The organism is Microcoleus sp. B4-D4 (assembly GCF_036705185.1).
Classification (GTDB): Bacteria; Cyanobacteriota; Cyanobacteriia; order Cyanobacteriales; family Microcoleaceae; genus Microcoleus.
On sequence record NZ_JAUBTX010000006.1, the window covers coordinates 195,308 to 212,815 of the forward strand.

At 44.2% G+C, this 17,508-nt stretch carries 11 protein-coding genes; 2 read left to right on the plus strand and 9 right to left on the minus strand.

All coding sequences use genetic code 11. The annotated features are described in order from the left end of the window. Nucleotides 1–61: 61 nt before the first annotated feature. Nucleotides 62–934, minus strand: coding sequence for a dTDP-4-dehydrorhamnose reductase (gene rfbD / locus QUB13_RS08005; RefSeq protein ID WP_333379972.1), 873 nt, complete (start codon nucleotides 932–934; stop codon nucleotides 62–64). Between the two features lie 2 nt (nucleotides 935–936). Beyond that, nucleotides 937–1,482 (minus strand): dTDP-4-dehydrorhamnose 3,5-epimerase, encoded by a 546-nt coding sequence (gene rfbC / locus QUB13_RS08010; RefSeq protein WP_194009709.1) that lies wholly within the window; start codon nucleotides 1,480–1,482, stop codon nucleotides 937–939. A gap of 50 nt (nucleotides 1,483–1,532) precedes the next feature. Here rfbC and QUB13_RS08015 point away from each other — a divergent pair, with 50 nt between their 5' ends. Further along, on the plus strand, nucleotides 1,533–2,216 hold the full coding sequence (locus tag QUB13_RS08015) for a class I SAM-dependent methyltransferase (RefSeq protein WP_333379973.1): 684 nt from the start codon (nucleotides 1,533–1,535) through the stop codon (nucleotides 2,214–2,216). A gap of 188 nt (nucleotides 2,217–2,404) precedes the next feature. Beyond that, on the plus strand, nucleotides 2,405–3,004 hold the full coding sequence (locus QUB13_RS08020; protein ID WP_333379974.1) for a hypothetical protein: 600 nt from the start codon (nucleotides 2,405–2,407) through the stop codon (nucleotides 3,002–3,004). Nucleotides 3,005–3,681: 677 nt separating this feature from the next. Here QUB13_RS08020 and QUB13_RS08025 read toward each other — a convergent pair. The 7 genes from QUB13_RS08025 to QUB13_RS08055 form a co-directional block, all read right to left on the minus strand. Continuing rightward, complete coding sequence (locus QUB13_RS08025) at nucleotides 3,682–4,746, minus strand: NAD-dependent epimerase/dehydratase family protein (RefSeq protein WP_333379975.1); 1,065 nt, start codon at nucleotides 4,744–4,746, stop codon at nucleotides 3,682–3,684. Nucleotides 4,747–4,794: 48 nt separating this feature from the next. Further along, nucleotides 4,795–5,595, minus strand: a complete 801-nt coding sequence (locus QUB13_RS08030; RefSeq protein ID WP_194009721.1) for a glycosyltransferase family 2 protein — start codon at nucleotides 5,593–5,595, stop codon at nucleotides 4,795–4,797. A 3-nt stretch (nucleotides 5,596–5,598) separates the two neighbouring features. Next, nucleotides 5,599–7,275 carry a hypothetical protein gene (locus QUB13_RS08035; protein ID WP_333379976.1) on the minus strand — a complete coding sequence of 559 codons (1,677 nt, stop codon included), beginning with the start codon at nucleotides 7,273–7,275 and terminating at the stop codon, nucleotides 5,599–5,601. Nucleotides 7,276–7,424: 149 nt separating this feature from the next. After that, complete coding sequence (locus tag QUB13_RS08040; protein ID WP_333379977.1) at nucleotides 7,425–9,431, minus strand: chromosome partitioning protein ParA; 2,007 nt, start codon at nucleotides 9,429–9,431, stop codon at nucleotides 7,425–7,427. Nucleotides 9,432–9,491: 60 nt separating this feature from the next. After that, on the minus strand, nucleotides 9,492–12,488 hold the full coding sequence (locus QUB13_RS08045; protein WP_333379978.1) for a peptidase domain-containing ABC transporter: 2,997 nt from the start codon (nucleotides 12,486–12,488) through the stop codon (nucleotides 9,492–9,494). A gap of 137 nt (nucleotides 12,489–12,625) precedes the next feature. Next, nucleotides 12,626–13,375 (minus strand): peptidylprolyl isomerase, encoded by a 750-nt coding sequence (locus QUB13_RS08050; RefSeq protein WP_194009725.1) that lies wholly within the window; start codon nucleotides 13,373–13,375, stop codon nucleotides 12,626–12,628. 149 nt (nucleotides 13,376–13,524) lie between these two features. Next, on the minus strand, nucleotides 13,525–17,370 hold the full coding sequence (locus QUB13_RS08055; RefSeq protein ID WP_333379979.1) for a glycosyltransferase: 3,846 nt from the start codon (nucleotides 17,368–17,370) through the stop codon (nucleotides 13,525–13,527). Nucleotides 17,371–17,508 lie beyond the last annotated feature (138 nt).

Genomic DNA, 17,508 nt, shown 5'->3' on the forward strand with positions numbered 1-17,508 from the left:
TATAACAGATAATTTCCGAACAAAACCCGCCCTCGCCTCGCTTTTTCAATTTTTTACTTACTTACTTCATTTCTCTTGCCAGCATTTGTCTGAGCCCTTGCCGCCAGTGGGGAGGATGCACGCCCAGAAGTGCTGATATTTTCACCGTAGAAAGAACCGAAAAAGCGGGACGTTTTGCGGGTGTCGGATACTCGGCGGTAGTGATGGGAATTACGCGCTTAATTTTGAGGGGAAAGCCCAGTTTTTCTGCTTCTTCAAAAATGGCGATCGCAAAATCGTACCAACTACAAACACCGCTGTTAGTATAGTGGTAAGTTCCAAAAGTTTCTGGCCCTAGATTCGGGATAATTTGGGCAGTCGCAGCAGCCAAATCGCCTGTCCAAGTTGGACTGCCGATCTGATCTGCTACTACTCGAATCTCTTCTCTTTCCTTTCCCAACCTCAGCATAGTTTTGACAAAATTACCTTTGCCGCCGTTGCCGTAAACCCACGCGGTTCTAATAATAATATGTCGGTTTCCCGCTTGCCGAATTGCTTCCTCACCGGCTAATTTTGACTTCCCGTAAGTTCCCAGCGGGTTAGTAGAATCTGTTTCGAGATAAGCAGAACCGCTGCTGCCATCAAAGACGTAATCGGTGGAAAAGTGAATCAAAGTTGCTCCCAGTTTTTCGCATTCTTCTGCGAAAATTCCCGGTGCAATGCCGTTGACTGTTTGTGCTAATTCTGGTTCGCTTTCGGCTTTGTCTACCGCAGTATAAGCGCCGGAATTGATCACTAAATTTGGTTGAATTTCTGCCATTGCTTGGCGGATGGTTTCGGGTTGGGACAAATCGACGCGAGTGCGATCGACCGCAATAACCTCTCCCGAAGATAATAAAATTGACTGCAATTCTTGAGCTAGCTGTCCGCTGCCGCCTGCGAGTAAAATTTTCACGATTAAAATACTTGAGCTTTTTTCAACGTTTGTCCGGCTTTGTCTTTAGCTGATAAGATTGGTTGGGCACCATCTAGCGGCCAGTCGATCGCCAAATCCGGGTCATTCCATACAATACACCGTTCGTGTCCAGGTGCATAGTAATCTGTAGTTTTGTACAAAACTTCAGCAATGTCTGATACTACTAAAAAACCGTGAGCAAAACCTGCAGGCACCCAAAGTTGCCGTTTATTTTCTGCACTCAATAAACAGCCCACGGACTTCCCAAAAGTCGGCGAACTTTTTCTAATATCCACCGCTACGTCAAATATTTCGCCCGCAATTACCCGCAGCAATTTACCTTGAGGCTGCTGCATTTGGTAGTGCAAACCGCGCAGGACATTTTTAGAAGACTTGGAATGATTGTCTTGAACAAATTCTGTCGTTACGCCTGTTTTTTCTACGAAAGCTTGGTGATTGAAACTCTCGAAAAAGAAACCGCGATCGTCTCCAAAAATTTTCGGCTCAATTATCAAAACTTCAGGTATTTCGGTAGATATAACGTTCATAGTGGCCTGTATCGCGTGATAAACTCATACTTAGTCTATGGTATCTTACTATGAAAACTGACACATATCTCAAAAAGTTGTACGCTAACCGATTTGATTCCCGCCAAATGCAAGCCAAGGTGGCACTCTGGAAAGTTCTAATTGATGAGTTTTTACAAGATTATGTTCCTCCAGAGTCAGCCGTTTTAGATATTGGCGGAGGCTACTGCGAGTTTATCAATCAAATTTTGGCTGACAAAAAATGCTTGATTGATCTCAATCCCGATTCAAAGTTATTTGCAAATTCCGATGTAAAAATACTGAATATCGATGTTTTGAACTATGGAGATAAATCCGTTTTTGCCGAACAATTTGACCGGATATTTATCTCTAATTTTTTTGAACATCTCCGCAACAAAGAGGAACTTGTAGAAATTATCTCGTTTTGCTTTGAGGCGCTGAAGCCTAGCGGTTCTCTTTTGATAATTCAGCCTAATTTTAAATACTCTTACAAAGAATACTACGATTTTATCGATCATCAGCTACCGATTACGCACTTATCGTTGCAAGAGCTTTTACAAACTGTGGGGTTTAAAGTTGAGGAAATGATACCGAGATTTTTACCGTTTTCAACGAAAGGGCGCCCTGCCTCACCGCTGCTGTTAAAAATTTACTTAAAATTGCCTTTTTTGTGGCGGTTTTTGGGAGGTCAAATGTTTGTCAAAGCATCGAAGCATAGTTATAATTTATATTGATCAGAGTCGGCGCTTGAAACCGCGTCTATACACACGAAGTCAGCCCGATCGGACTGAAGAAAGTACGATTCTCTGCGAGGGCTTCGCTAAGGCAATTCTCGACTCACTACCCAATTCAATTTTCTCTAAATTCTGTTAAAAACCAGATTTTTTTGAGCTTCGTAAGTCCATAATCAATTCAAAAATTAATGAATTATCGCAAGCTGATACCGCTAATATTCACAGCACTCATCCCAATTTATAGTGCAAATGCCCCCTCCGGCGCCCAAAGTATCCCAACGCAAAAACAAAACATCACCCAATCGGAAACCACAGACAATATACCGCGTCAAGCAGCCGTACCTGCATACTGTGCGCCTGATGAATACAAAGAGTTTTTTCAGAATTTCGTGAGGGGCCAAGACAGTCAAGGGACGGATATGCGATCGACTTACACAGCAAATCGTATTGAAGTACGAAATTATGAAAATCCCAGCCAACTGCTGGAAATGATGCGCCGTCAAGACGATGAATTTAGCATTAGCTTGCGGGATTACCGTTGGGTTATGCTTGTCCCTTCTAGTGTCGATAATAGTCCTTATACGAGGCTAAAAATTGATTTGAGGCGCGTCTCTAAAGACAGGTTTCGAGTGGATTATATCAAGGCTCAATATAAGTACACTGGAAATACCACTGGTACGGAGTCAGAAGATTTAGTCAAAACCTATGGAGAACCGGGGGCTTATATTTTTCAGCATCGTAATGGCTGCTGGAATTTGACGCAAAAATTGCGCTCGACCAGGCGATAGAAAATTTCGTTTCTATCTGATATCTTCCATAGTCATAAACCGGGAATAGAAGCAAAAATTCAACGCCAAAACGTATATTTTTCATTCATAAACCCGGTTTATTTAAGCTTATTGAGAATGGTGCAACATCTTAATTTGAATCGCACTTGCCGAAAACGAAAATATGGATTTTCTACAAAGTGCGATCGCACACCGCCCCGTCAGGCTTTTAGCGTAGCTTGATCGGCATCCGTAAAACCCCCTAACGCGCGCAATATTCATGCCCTCATAAGGTATGTCAATCAAAGTTTTTAAGCACTCACCGACACAAAAACCGTTGAAAAGGTAGAAAACTTGAGAAAGACTTGTGAATGGCTGGAGGACGCAGGATATGAAACTCAGTCGTCACCTGAATCTGAATCAGGTGATTGTTTACCAATAAAATTTTCAATAAAAAAAGCCAATATAATTCTTGAAAAAAATCAAATAATAGTTGATATTAACCTGCGGATAATAGCCTCTTCACCTTCAGAAATTCCCATCATCGAAAACCTCGACCTCAACGGCAATAATTAATACTGCCGAAAATGGCGTTACACCCGAAGGGATGAAACAGGACAGGGTACAGCCGTTTCCCTAGCGCAGAATAAATGGTTTTATTACCGAATTTCACAAGACATCTGCGGTGTAAAAAATCCCTACAAAATCGAACTTAAAACCGCCTCATTAGCCGCAATCCAATCATAAATATCCTGCAAAGCGGCTTCGGGGCCAATCCTAGGCCGCCATCCTGTTTTTTCCATCACCTTAGAAGAATCGGTAATAAAAATCGGAATATCCCCCGCCCGTTCTTCCAAAACAGGATGAATCGGAATCGATTTCCCGGTAATTTTTTGGCACAAATCAGTTGTCTCAACCAAAGAAAGACTGTTGCTCAAACCGCCGCCTACATTAAAAACTTCGCCGTCAAATTTAGCAAAATTTTCTAACTGATAATTAACTAATCTCAACAAATCTTCAACGTGCAGCAAATCTCTAACTTGCTTCCCGCTGCCACCAAAACCGATATAATTCAGCGACTTTTGGAAATAGTGAGCAGCCACCCACAAACCGCAAACTCCTTGATCGACTTTACCCATTTGCCAAGCACCGGTAATTAACCCGCAGCGGTTAATAATTGCTTGCAGGTTGTATGCTTCCCTGTATTCCTCAATCAGCAATTCCGATGCTAATTTAGTTGCTCCGTAAAGCGAACGGTGTCCTTTTAATGGGAAGTTTTCTGATATGCCTAACTCGGATATACCGGGTAATGTTTGCTCCGGGGCGATCGCAAATCTCTCATCCAACTCCAACAGCTTAACAGATTTCACGCTGGCGATCGGATAAACCCGACTCGTAGACAAAAACAACAAACTCGCACCAGTCTGTCTCGCCAACTCCAAAACATTCACAGTACCCAGCAAATTCGTCTGCAAAACGTACTGAGGCGAACTAAAACCAGCCAGCACAGAAGGCTCCGCAGCGCAATCGATAATACAATCAGCATTGAGCGCAACTGGATCTAAATCAGCCGCCGTGCGAATATCCCCGTAAACAAACTGAATCCCGCAACTTTTAAGCCTCGGAATATTCAATTCCGAACCCCGGCGGCGCAGGTTATCCAAACAAATTATTTGCCATTCTGGGTGCAGTTTCTTCAGGCCAATTGCCAAACAACTGCCGATAAAACCCGCACCGCCAACAATTAAAATTCTTTCAGGCATTAACTAAAATTATTGCTAAAATATGGTTCGCAGTAAGGACTTCAGTCTTTATTCGTTCGTAGTAAGGGCTTCTGTCCTTGACTTGGCCAATAAATCTAATTTCAACTCATTCATCTTTCTAGTCCTGTGGTAGTCGCCGCGAGAGAGATGTTTTTCCAGCCAGACATACAAGACAATAAATAAATATCGGCTGCCCATTTCTTTGATTTTAAGTTTAGAAATACCAGCAGTCCGATTGTACCACCTCAGAGGAATTACCGCATAGGAAAAACCACGAACAATGGCTTTTAAAGGCAGTTCGACGGTCAAATTAAAATGATGGCTTAAAATCGGCTGCACGCCTTCAATTACTTCTCGGCGGTAGAGTTTAAAAGCATTGGTAACATCGTTGTAGCGCCAGCCAAAAATAGTTTTGACAAACCAGTTTGCTAAGCGGTTAATTGCTAACTTGTGAATTGGATAGTCAACGACAAAGCCGCCTTTGATAAATCGGGAACCGAAAACGCAGTCATATCCTGCTTGCAATTTGCGGTATCCTGCTACTAAATCCTTCGGATCGTCGGAAGCATCGGCCATCACAATTGCGACAGCATCGCCGTCAAATTCCGCTAAACCTCGTCGCACGGCAAATCCAAAACCGTTGGGAGGCTGATTGTTGATGTATCTAACTGTGGGAAATTCCCGCGATAATTCCTGGCAAATGTCAATTGTTCGATCGACACTGTTGTCATTCACAATCAAAATTTCGTGCGGAATGCCTTCTAAATCGAGCGTCTGGGCGATCGCCCGCACAGTACCTTCCAAACAGCCCTCTTCGTTGTGGGCTGGTACAATCACCGAAATTTTCACTCCTCATCCTCCGCGCAACTGGACAAATTGGTTGTCCACAGGATTATACACCCAAGCTTTAATTTCAGTTTGGGCGATCGATAAATCGCGATCGGACACATCAACCGCCCACCTCGCATTATTGTACAACTGCGATTGCAAAATCTTAGCAATATCGGGACTGTCCAAATTTACATAAGCGTTAGCAAAAAAAGCTTGTTTGTTACCGACAGATAGCAGTACAATGTTCGGCTGTTGCAAATTTTCTGGCAAAATTGCCCAACCAGCAGCCTTGAAAGATTTTTCGCCCGTTGGGGGTTTGTCTAAATAGCCGTAAACTTTCTCTGGATTAGCAATAAACTCTACATTTTTAGCGAACTTTCTCCAACCTATTCGATCAAGAATTGCAGCGCCTTCTCTCACCAGCCAAGTTTTTTTGCTCAGCACCCTCAAACAGCTTTCTGGCGAATTCTTGAAAAAGTCCGACGGTTCCAAATAGTTAATTAATTGCAAACAATTTTGAGCGCCTTGCTTGTAAAGAAGTGCCGAGCTAGTTTGGGCGATCGCCTGTTGATAATTAACAATAATTATCCCAATTAACAGCCCTGCCAGTCCCCGATAAATAAATTTATAGTTGCGATTTATGATAGCAATCTTACCTCGGACAAACAATTGCCCTAACTGAACCAAAGCAATCAACAGCAAAATCGAATTAGTCGTATATCTCGAAGATTCGATCGCCTGAATCGCCCCAAATTCTGCCCTCCCAACGGTAATAAACAAAGACGACAACACCGAAAACAAACCTATTAACAGCCAAGGCAAAGCATCACGATTCTCGGTAATCTTTCTCCCAAAATGCCCTACAAAAAATATAAAACTTGCGAATATTAACAATCCTACCAATGCCGAAACTCCGGGCGATCGCACAATTGGCGAACCCAACAAACTTAAAAAATAATCAATCACCACCAGCGGCTTATTCAACAATGAAATAATACTTGTTTTCCGGCTCGGATGGTAATCAATTGAGTAAATAGCACAAGTTGCCACAAACAGCAACATCCATACAATTAATTTGATTTTTTTATGTACTATTTTTCCTTCTAAAGCCATCACAGCCGGAATTGCCACCAACCAAGAAAGCAAACCTTGAGCCAGGGAAAAACTAGCAATAAAGCAGAATATAGCAGCAAGAGATATTCTAATTTTAGGCGAAAAATTGTTATTTGAAACCAGCACATTAACCGCTGATACAAAACACAAATTTACCAAAAACCAGGCTAATTGAAATCCCCAAAGCCAGTTTTCGTGCTGAACTAGGGAGAACACCAATATACAAGTTAAAATATTAGCTAAATGCCACAAATTATCTCCATTTTTAGCTTGCAGAGAACCTAACTTGTAGGTGGCGATAAAAGTTAGCCCCGCCAAACCTATACTGAGACACAACGGATAATTAATATTCCATCTAGAAGCAAAAGCCAGCAGCGAAATAATTATTTTCGGGAACACTATGCGGTGATTGCTGTGCAAGGCCCAAAAATCATTAAAAGTTATATTTCCCTGAGCGATTTTTTCAAACAAGGGGGCTAATCTCCACTCGTCATCGATGGGAACGTTGATGCTAAAATGCGCTACAAATCCGATTAATATAACAACAGGAATTAGGTATAGACTAAATAAAATATATTTTTTCATTAACATCAAATCCGGTAGCATCGGAAGTGTAAAATCCAGTCATCAGCTTTTCGACTGACAATTAACAGTCAACCGTCAACCGTCAACCGTCAACCGTCAACCGTCAACCGTCAACCGTCAACCGTTAACTGTTGACGGTTAACTGCTCGCTACTTAACAGTCTTGAACGTATCCAGTTTGCCAGTAAATCGGTTGATAAACATCTGCAAAACAGTCCGCTTGCCGATATTGATATTAGAGTTTACGGCCATTCCCGACTGCAAGTTAACTTCCTGTTGATTTGGCTTGCCCTTGTTCAACAAAAACTGTTGATTCTTGAGCTTAATTTTAGTTTTGAAAGCGTAATATTTCCGCAATTCGGTAGGAGGCTCAGCATCCTTGCTAATCTCAATCACTTCACCTTCAGCAGTACCAAACTCCATCGCCGGGAAAGCTTCAACATTGACATCAACAGGCACGCATTGGTATTTGGTCAAACCCACTTTCTCTCTATTAACTTCCTTCTCAGGACAAACGCAGATTTTACCTTTTTCGCAGTCAATCTTTTCTCCGTCTAATTGTTTGCCGTGATACGGCTCCAATTTCTCGCGCTTTTGTCTCAAAGCATCCAATACCAGAGCTACGTTGCTGTTTTCCAGGTAAACAACTGCTTCCAGACCGTTTTCGTCATCCAAAACCTTGAGCAGCTTCTCGGTTTGCTGCGCTTCATAATAAGCTTCTTCGCAGCGTTTCGGGCGGGGATCCCCAGGCTTTACCACTGAGTTAATGATGGATTGGCAAATCGGATCTTTCGCTATATCCAACTTCGCATCCTGCTTCTTAGAAGGTTTCAAATCAAAGATTACCCCCGATACTGGAGACTTCAGCACTTGAGTATCGCGGTTTTGCTGCGCTTTTTCTAGCTGAGCATTTACCTCGGACAGCTTTTTGAGGTTTTCCACTTTGAAGCGGCTTAGCTGAGAATCGCTGCTGGCAATTTGTTTTTCGTTTTCAGCAATTTTGGTGTACAGTTCTCTGGCCCAAGCATCCTTAGTGTTTTTTAACTGTTCTTCGGCGCGGGCGATCGACTCCTGAATGCGCGCTTGTTCTCCTTGCTGGCGCTCTATTTCTGCCGTAATTTTTTCGATGTCACCTTGACGGGCGTTAATTTCACCCCGGCGGGTATTGAGCTCGCCTCGGCGCGTGTTAATTTCGCCTTTGCGGGAGTTGATTTCACCTTCGCGCTGCTTGATTTGATCTTGCTGTTTAAGAACGTCGCTTTGGCCTCTAAAAACATCTTGTTCTTGCTTTTCTTTTTGCAGTTCGGCGATCGCTCCTTGCTCTACCAGCGGGCCTAGTCGGCCCAGAATGGCTTGATTAGACTTCAAGACTTGTTGGGATTTTGCTAACTGTTCGTCAGCCAAATCTTTTTGAGCTAGGGCTGATTTGACTTGCTCTTGCGAAGAAGCTAACTGCTGTTGAGAATAATTTAATTGGTTCTGAGCAAAACCCAATTGTTGCTGTGCGACGGTCATTTGAGCGCCTGCAGCTTTTTCAGCATTCTCAGCTTGCTTGAGTTGTTTGTCCAACTCCTGAACTTGACCTTGGGCTGCGGCTACGCGAGAGAGAAATTCCGATCGATAATTAACATACAGTCCTTGCTGACTGGCATCAAAATTTCCGCTCGATCCCCTGTTGAGGTACAGCTCGTCAATCAGAGCTTGCAGCACTTGATTTTGTGCCACGAGGCTCTGTCTGTCCTTGATTGTGGATTCTAAATTAGAAGGAATAGGGCCTTGAACTTTGCCATTAACAACATCTTCGTAAAATTTATTTTCTTTTTCCAGGGCCTCTTTAGTTTTCTGGACCGACGTTAAATCTGCTGCGGGTGCTAGGGGGTTGAAAGTGAGCAGAGGCTGGTTTTTTTCCACGCGATCGCCATTTTCAACGTGAAGTCTCACCACCGCCCCTGTAGCGGGTGCTTGGATGTCTCTAGCACCATCTTTTAGTTCCAATTGACCCACAGCCGGGACAGCTTGTTCTACGCTAGCAAAATAAGCCCAAACTACACCCGAAGTGGTCATCAGCATGATCATCCACAAAAACAAGTGGGACCAAATCGCTGGTTTTTCTAGAATGATTGGTTGCTCAGAAAGCGTGATCGATTTCATAGCCATTTGTTACTTCCCAAATTATTAATTGTTCGTTATCGGTTGTAAGTTGTGAGTTGTGAGATATCAAGTATTCGATGACTCTTGTTGTTGGAACAGGCAATAGTAACGTCCTTTTAGAGCCATTAATTCTTTGTGAGAGCCCTGTTCGACTACAGAGCCTTGATCCATCATAATAATTATGTCGGCGTTTTGGATGGTAGTCAGGCGGTGAGTGATAAAAAACACCGTGCGGCCGGCGAAAGATTCTGCTAAGTTATTGCAAACTTGGCGTTCGGAATGATAGTCGAGGGCGCTTGTAGCTTCGTCTAAAATCAGCAATTTCGGGTTTTGCAAAATCGTGCGGGCGATCGCGATCCGTTGCTTTTGACCCCCAGAAAGCGAAGATCCTCGCTCTCCAACTATTGTATTGTAGCCAGCAGGCAAGCCCATAATAAAATCGTGAGCTACCGCTAGTCTTGCAGCTCGGACAATCTCATCCGTACTCGCGTCGGGATTACTTAGAGCAATGTTTTCTTGTACAGAGCAGTTAAACAGCAAAGTATCTTGTAGCACGACTCCAAGTTGACTGCGCAGCGAATATAACTCCACCTTAGCAATGTCATAGCCGTCAATAAAAATCCGGCCCGACAGCGGCGGATAAAGACGCTGCAACATCTTCATAGCCGTACTTTTACCGGAACCACTTCCCCCCACAATTCCTACAAAACTGCCAGCGGGAAATTCCAAATTCACATTCGCCAATTGCAATGAGCCGCTTTCGAGGAATCGGAAGGAAACCTCCTCATACTTAACGTGACCTTGAATGGCCGGCAGCGGGATATTGCTCCTGTCTTCCTCGCTGGTTTCCGTCGGCGTATCGACCACATCCTTGAGCATATCGATCGACATTGAGACTTCTTGGAAACTCTGCCACACACTCACAAATCTGAGCAGCGAACCAGTCACGTTCCCCGAAAAAATTCGGAAAGCAATCAACTGACCCAAAGTCATGTCATTTCCCAGTACCAAATAAGTTCCCACCCACAACTGAGCCAAGTTACCCACCTGGTTTAAAAAGCCGCTAACCGTACCTGCTGTAGTCCCCGTGATAATTGTTTTAAAACTAGCTGTAATGTATTTAGCGTAGCGGCTAGACCACTCCCAGCGGGATTTCAATTCAATATTTTGAGCCTTAACAGTTTGAATTCCGCTGACTACTTCTACTAGATAAGATTGAGAGTCAGCAAAACGCATATTTCTTTGTTTGATCAGGCGCAGCACCAGCGGATTGATCAGAATAATCATCACGGCCAGTACCGGTATCACTGCCAAAGATACGAAGGTTAGCTTCACGCTGTAGGAAAGCATAACGGCGACGTAGACCACCGAGAATACTGCATCGAGAACAACTGTCAAAGCTGTACTCGTCATAAATTCCCGAATCTGGCCCATCATGCTAAATTTGTAAACCAAATCTCCGACGCGCCGGTTGTCAAAGTAATTCTGGGGCAGCCGCAGCAAGTGGTCGATTACTTCCGCACTCAATTTAACGTCGATGCGGTTGGAAGTATCTATAAATAAGAAGGTACGCAAACCGTTTAGCAGTCCTTCAAACAGGGCAACACCTAACAGAAACGCCCCCAAAATATCCAAGGTGTCAATGCTGCGCTGACCTAATACTTTATCAATAATTACTTGAGTGATTAATGGGTTGGCAAGACCGAATAACTGTACAAAAAACGAGGCTAACAGCACTTCAAAAAACACTGTTTTGTGTTCCATCAGCGCCGGCACAAACCACCAAAAGCTGAACTGCTCTTTTTGCTCGACTTGGGGAGCTTGCAGCAGCAGGACTTCTCCTAGTTCTCCCCAGATTTCTTTAAACTGAGGTATCCGCTTCCGCATCAGCCCCTTTTCTGGGGTTGCCATCACCAATTCTTGCTCGGTGATGCTGTAAATAATGGCAAAGCTATCTTCCCATTTAATCATTACGGGAGCTTTGATGCGGTTGATGGCTTCGGCTGGAACTTGGGCCAATTGGGGCGTGAGGCCGATGCTTTGGGCGATCGCCCCGCAGGCTTGCAAGTTGATCGCACCAGCGGTTTTTAACTGATTTTCTAGGACTTTGCGGATGATATCCCGACGAAATTTGATGCCGAAATACTTGCTCAACATTTGGAAGCAAGCTAGGGGAGCATCTATTGTTCCCTTGGCGCGGAAAATCGGATATTTCGTATCCTTTGGTACTTCGGATCGCGGGTCTGCAGGAGGTGGCGCGGGCTTAATCACCAGCGATTTTTCACCACTAAGCGACCTCACGCCTGGGTCTTGTATCGAAGTTTCGATTTGTGACTCTGGTTGCGGTTCTGGGGGTTCGCGAAAGCCGACCAAGCGCGCGCCGGCGTGGCCTTCTACTTTTAAGGATTTGGCTGCGTTTTCCGCAGAAAAACGGCTGCCGGTGGGAAAATCGCCCAAGACACCGCTGCTGACGAGCCAAATGCGATCGGCATCTAACTCTTGGGCGAGATCTTGGGTTTTTTTGTTACCCTTTGGCACGTTGACAACTGTCGCATCTTCCCAAGCTTGCAGAGTGAGTTCCTTGAGATTGGAAGTACCGTCGGCTTGGCGCTGCAATTCCAGGCTCAAGAGTTCAAATACTTCGCTCAAGGAAGAGTGAGCGCGAAAAGCTTCTCCGAATGTGGGTTGTTTTTCCACTACACTCAGGAAATCTTCAGCAGGTATGACGATCGCGATTACATCTGTAGAAGCAATCGCCGTTTCGCAGGGAATTCCCCTGAGCAAGCCAGCCCAGCCTATAATTTCCTGTGACTGCACCAAACGCAAACTGACGTGGCGCTGCGACCGCTGGTCAAACCCCAGCAGCCGAGCCTGGCCTTGATAAATAATTGCCACCTGAGCAGGCATTTTTTCCCGTTCAAACAGGGGTTGCCCCGTGCTGTAGCCTAGGAGCTGGCATTTAGCCACCAACGCTAAGAGAGCCGTCTCTGAGAGTCGGTCAAAGGGAGGTGTTTTAGCTAAGAAATCTTGAATCTGGGAGAGGGAAACAGCGGCAGAAGTCATCCGATTTTAGATTTTAGATTTTAGATTTTAGATTTTAGATTGAATCCACAGATGAATCCAGAGGCTTTTTGTCAGGATGCTACGCTTTTAAAGTTTCCACGGATAAATCCGGGGCCCCCAGACAAAATTGCTTTCGGTCACGATATTGAAGACACCGAAGACAGGGGTTGTAGCGGGCCAATCTTCGATACCTGTTCGGCGACCCAGCTTTCAAAAAGTTCGTTAATCAAGCGCAGCCGCATCGATTCGTCGAGCTGGGCCGGCATGAACTGTTCTAGTCGAATAATTACCATCCATTCTGCCAGAGGACGCGGCGTCCAGAGTTGATTTGGCTTGCTGACAGACAAAAGTTTGCTGATTGCCGGGTGTGGCTGGCTCAGGGGTACAGGGCCCAACACGCCGTCGGACTTGGACTCTGGGCCTTCGGAAAAGTTGCGGGCCACTTCGGCAAAGGTTTGTTCGCCTTCGAGGATGCGAAAGTAAAGTTCGTTTGCTAGTGCTGGATTTTTGGTGCGTACCAGGGAATAGACTACATGGTCTAGGCTGGCTTTGCGGGTTAAAAAATAATTATCAACTTTAGGTCTCCAAGTCTCTTGCTTAAATTTTTCGATCAGCAAGGGTCTGACGGCCATGTCTTGAAGTTCTGCTGCAGTCATGTTTTGGCTGCGGAGCCAAGCTTCTCGGGCTTCCGGCGCTGTCAGTTGGTGCTGTGCCAGAAAGTTTTCGACGGCTCCCTGTCGTTCTTCGTCGCTGCAACTAAAGGATGCGATCGCTTGGTCTATGATTACACCCCGCAAAAATTGAGGCATCAACTGATACCGCTTCAGGAGCGATGGCATATCCTGAGCTTGAAGCAATTTATCGCCTATTTGAAAAAGTCCTGTCATTTTTTTATCTCCAACTGACTTGCGCTTTCCCTTTTAATTTAGCTGTGGCAGGAAAAGAGCGACAACCACTAACCTCTCAATCTCCCGATGATAGCAGAGCGTTAAGAAAGCTAGCGCTATTGCTGTCTATTTCTTGACGCTTTACCGGGCTACGGGTTCCTTTCAAATAGTTTGCCTATCAGGGAGGAGTAAGCGAGGCTATCAAGAATTTTGGGGTTTGTCGCCATTGTTTGCTTGACTCGATCCCGATAGTGCCGGCGCAGTTTTGGGTTGGTTCCCAGTGCTGTACTTAGCTCTATATAAGAGTTCTCGCTGTTTACTACAAGTTCCGGAAGTTGTAGCTCTTCGAGGACTGCTGCTGATGGGCGCGATCGAATTTTTTGCCCTTTTCTTGCCACTACTGGCAACCCTACCAACAGCGCTTCTGAACCGGAGCCGGCATCGCTGTATGGATAGGCTTCTAAATATATATCAGCTAATTTCAGACATTTTATGCAATCTGCGCGATTTTTTAGCGCCCTTATCACAACTATCCGCTGTTTGTCAAGCCCAAATTCCCCGAATGTCGATCGAATTTGGTTGTAAAAAGGCACCGCCGCGTAGTTTTCTCGGCCCGAACCAAAGGGATACAAAACTAAAATAGAATTCGGCACAGCAGCAATAATTTTTGCCCAAGTCGATCGCAATTCTGGGATAATTGTCCAAACCGGAGCGCCGGAGATGAACACTACAGATTCATCAGTGGCTCCCCAACTGCTGCGAGTCGGTTCAACTGTGGCAGCCGCTGATGCTACCGGATAGCTGAAACAAACTCCCGAACCTTCTAAACTAATTAATTTTTCCCGATACTGTGCTGCTGCACCTGTCGGCAATGTCAAATCTCCAGCAATCAAATAATCGATATTTCGGGCTGCAGTGCTGGCCGGATTTGATGAAGCGGTAGCCATTTGCACCCGCGCCAATCGGTGCAAACACAGCAGCGCGGTTGCTTGGGAAGTTTCGGCGATATTAGTGCAAATTAGCAGAATATCTAAATCGTGCGATCGAATTTCCTGTACTTGCTCTGGCAAATCCCCCGAAAGTTGCACCAGTTTGTCAGCGCAACTTTCGCAATATTTCCCCAATTGCTCATCTTCTACCTGGAAATTATACACGATAACTTCAAATTTGGTTTTATCCAAATATTCAAACGTTGGAATAGCAGCAAAAGTCTCTGAATTTCCACTAATTTGATCCAGCAAAAATCCCACTCTAATCTTAGTTCGTTCAACTGCTCTTTCAGCAAAAATCCAGTCTATTTGACAACCAATATTTTTTAAATAAAATTCCAAAATATCAGCTCGTCGAATTAAGACATCTAGCAGATTAGCTTCGCTCAAATACAAAACTTTAAAACTAACATTCTTAGCAATATAAGCAGCCAAATAACGCCAAACTTCCGCATCGGGAAAACGGGCAATATTAGCAGCGACGTACTCTATCAACCTCTGGAAATATTCCGAGTATTTTTCAACATCTCCCTTCTGCTGAAAACAAGTCGGAGATTGAAATAGAAATTTCAGAAAATCGTCAAAAAACCACTGGGGAATCGCTGCATTTTTATACTCTAGCCGCAACTGATAAGCCTCCCCGTACAGCATCGCTGCGAGGAGATATTGAATCTGCTCAGCAATTGCCCCTGCGTCAGCAAGTTGCGAGACTAACTGCTGCACAAAACTTTGTTCTGACTCCGTTAAAATTTCATTTTTTAGGTGGCTATCCATTAACAATTTATGAGCTTTCCCCGCTGCTTGCGAGTAAGCGCTTTCTAAATTTTCGACTGGAAAATTCAGCCAATATTCCGCTAATTGTTGGCGGTAATGGCGCATTTTTTCCAGAATAAACTGGTTGGATGGCAATTTTTTGTATTGTTCTACTAGCGCTGACAATTTAGATATATTAGGCTGGGTTCTTAAGGCTAACTTTTGGCGGATTGTATGTTTGACTTCGCGATTGATAAAACTGTACTCAGGACTATTTAGCAGTTTTTTGTAAAATCTGACCACATCTTTATGATTTTCCCCAGCCGCGAAGTTTTTCCAGGTTTGTTGGTTGGGATGAATCCTGAGTGACGACAGTTTTTCGTCTACAAATCCGATGTGATAATTGCCCATAATGCGCCACCACATATCTAAGTCTACATACTGAGACAATCCTGAATCAAACAATCCTATTTCGGCAAAAACTCTGGCGGCAATTAATACGGTACTCGGTTCGCCAATTTTGTTGATGGGGTTGCTCAAGCAGTTAGCATCTGCTAGCAATTCTTTTCCGGGCTGAATAGGTTTTAAATTCGACCAACTTTTGTGCAAATCGTTAATTGATTGGGAAGCTTTACGCAAAATCGGGTGAGATTCATCGGCGGCGATGGTGATAGCGCGCGGGGAGAAAACCATACCGATTTCTCGGTTTGTTTGGGCGAGGGCTACCATTTTTTCGATACATTCTGGTGCTAGCAAGTCGTCTTGAAACAGAAATTTAATGTATTCGCCTTTGGCTTGGGATATGCAGAAGTTCCAGTTTTGTGATAAGCCGTAGTTGCGGTGCAGGATGATGCGGAAGTCGGCGGATGTCTGGGATTGGAAGGATTGGGCGATCGCAATTGTGCGGTCTGTGGAACCGTCATCGGATACAATCAGTTCTATGTTGGCATATGTCTGAGCCAAAGCACTTTTGATTGTTTCCTCAATAAACGCTTCTCCGTTGTACGTCGGAATGCAAATGCTTACCAAAGGCTGCCAGTTTTGCAGTTGGGCTTTTGATTGAGTTTTGGGGTGTGATGATTGCAAGTCAGCCTTAATTTTTGCAGACTCTGCTTTGGCTGTTGCTGACAGAGGCAAGTTTTGAAAGTTATCAGTAATCTCGGCAATATATTCGAGACGTTTTCTAATTTTACTACCCGTAACTTGCGGGTTGAGTAAAGTCTGAATTTCCTCAGCAGCTACCGCTCCAATTTCTTGAGCTTTTTGGTAATTATTGAAAACTTTCCGCATTAAATCAGCCGCGTGTTCGACATCCGGTTGGGCCCAAATATTGCCTTTTTTGTAAGGCCCGCAATCTTGCTCAATCGGGATTAATTTATACTTGACTAAAAAGCTGTTACCCACATTCATAAATTCTGTATTTGATGAATAGTCGGTAGCAATTACAGGTTTGCCATAAAACATTGCTTCAGCCATTGTTAAGCCGAATCCTTCGCAGCGGTGCAGCGATACGTAGCAGTCGCAATTGTAGAGCAAACCGTTAATTTGATCTTTGGACAAATACCCGTCTAGATGTTTGATGTTTGAATTGTTGGCTATAGCCGAGTTTAAGGCGGTTTTGGCTTCGGGAAATTGATGTGAATTGGAAGATTTGATAATTAACAATAGGCGGTCATCTTCGCCGAAAGCTTGTTTGAAGGCTTGAATTGTAGCTAAAGGATTTTTGCGTTCGATGCGGCTGCAAAAGTCGAATATAAACAGGAAAATAAATTTATTTTTAGGCAAACCTAGCTCTTTTCTGCTGACTGAAGGTGCGGGCAGAGCAATGCTGGGCATGATTTTGATGACGGGAATTGGTGAAACTTGGGCAATTGTTTCGGCACAATAATTGCTGTAAGTCCAAATTTCCTGAAAGTGATTAAATGCTGGCTGCCATTGGGGGGGGAATGCGGGTATTTCCCATGCCCAAAATCCGATGTTATATTTGTTTTGAAAATAGCTGGAACCTCTATGTTTGATAAAGGTTGCCACTTCGTCGGCGTTGACTTGAATTAAGTTGACTGGGTGCGGATTGTCAGAGCTAAAATTTTGATAGGTGTTGTCTTGTTGGCGGTGGGGACTGCGGGAAAAATTGTTTATTTTAAAGGGGATTTTGGCTGCTTCTGTTGCTCGGATGTTTGCTCGGACACCTTCTCCGACTCCAAATTCGCCGTTGATGTAGCCGGCGATGTTGATTCCTAAATTTGGATTCATAGTTTTTAATGTATTGAGCTAAGTGTTGTGTTATTTTTTTGATTAAAAAGCTGAATTAATTGATATTCTCAATGGCGGTTGAGGAGGGTAGGAGTTGAGAATAAATTATCGTGTTCTCAATGTTTGCTAAGATGTAGC

Bases quoted from the DNA above. Each gene is read 5' to 3' on its own strand.
- rfbC (WP_194009709.1), bottom strand. From the start codon at position 1,482: ATGAACGTTATATCTACCGAAATACCTGAAGTTTTGATAATTGAGCCG.
- QUB13_RS08015 (WP_333379973.1), top strand. From the start codon at position 1,533: ATGAAAACTGACACATATCTCAAAAAGTTGTACGCTAACCGATTTGAT.
- QUB13_RS08020 (WP_333379974.1), top strand. From the start codon at position 2,405: ATGAATTATCGCAAGCTGATACCGCTAATATTCACAGCACTCATCCCA.
- QUB13_RS08025 (WP_333379975.1), bottom strand. From the start codon at position 4,746: ATGCCTGAAAGAATTTTAATTGTTGGCGGTGCGGGTTTTATCGGCAGT.
- QUB13_RS08035 (WP_333379976.1), bottom strand. From the start codon at position 7,275: ATGAAAAAATATATTTTATTTAGTCTATACCTAATTCCTGTTGTTATA.
- QUB13_RS08040 (WP_333379977.1), bottom strand. From the start codon at position 9,431: ATGGCTATGAAATCGATCACGCTTTCTGAGCAACCAATCATTCTAGAA.
- QUB13_RS08045 (WP_333379978.1), bottom strand. From the start codon at position 12,488: ATGACTTCTGCCGCTGTTTCCCTCTCCCAGATTCAAGATTTCTTAGCT.
- QUB13_RS08050 (WP_194009725.1), bottom strand. From the start codon at position 13,375: ATGACAGGACTTTTTCAAATAGGCGATAAATTGCTTCAAGCTCAGGAT.
- QUB13_RS08055 (WP_333379979.1), bottom strand. From the start codon at position 17,370: ATGAATCCAAATTTAGGAATCAACATCGCCGGCTACATCAACGGCGAA.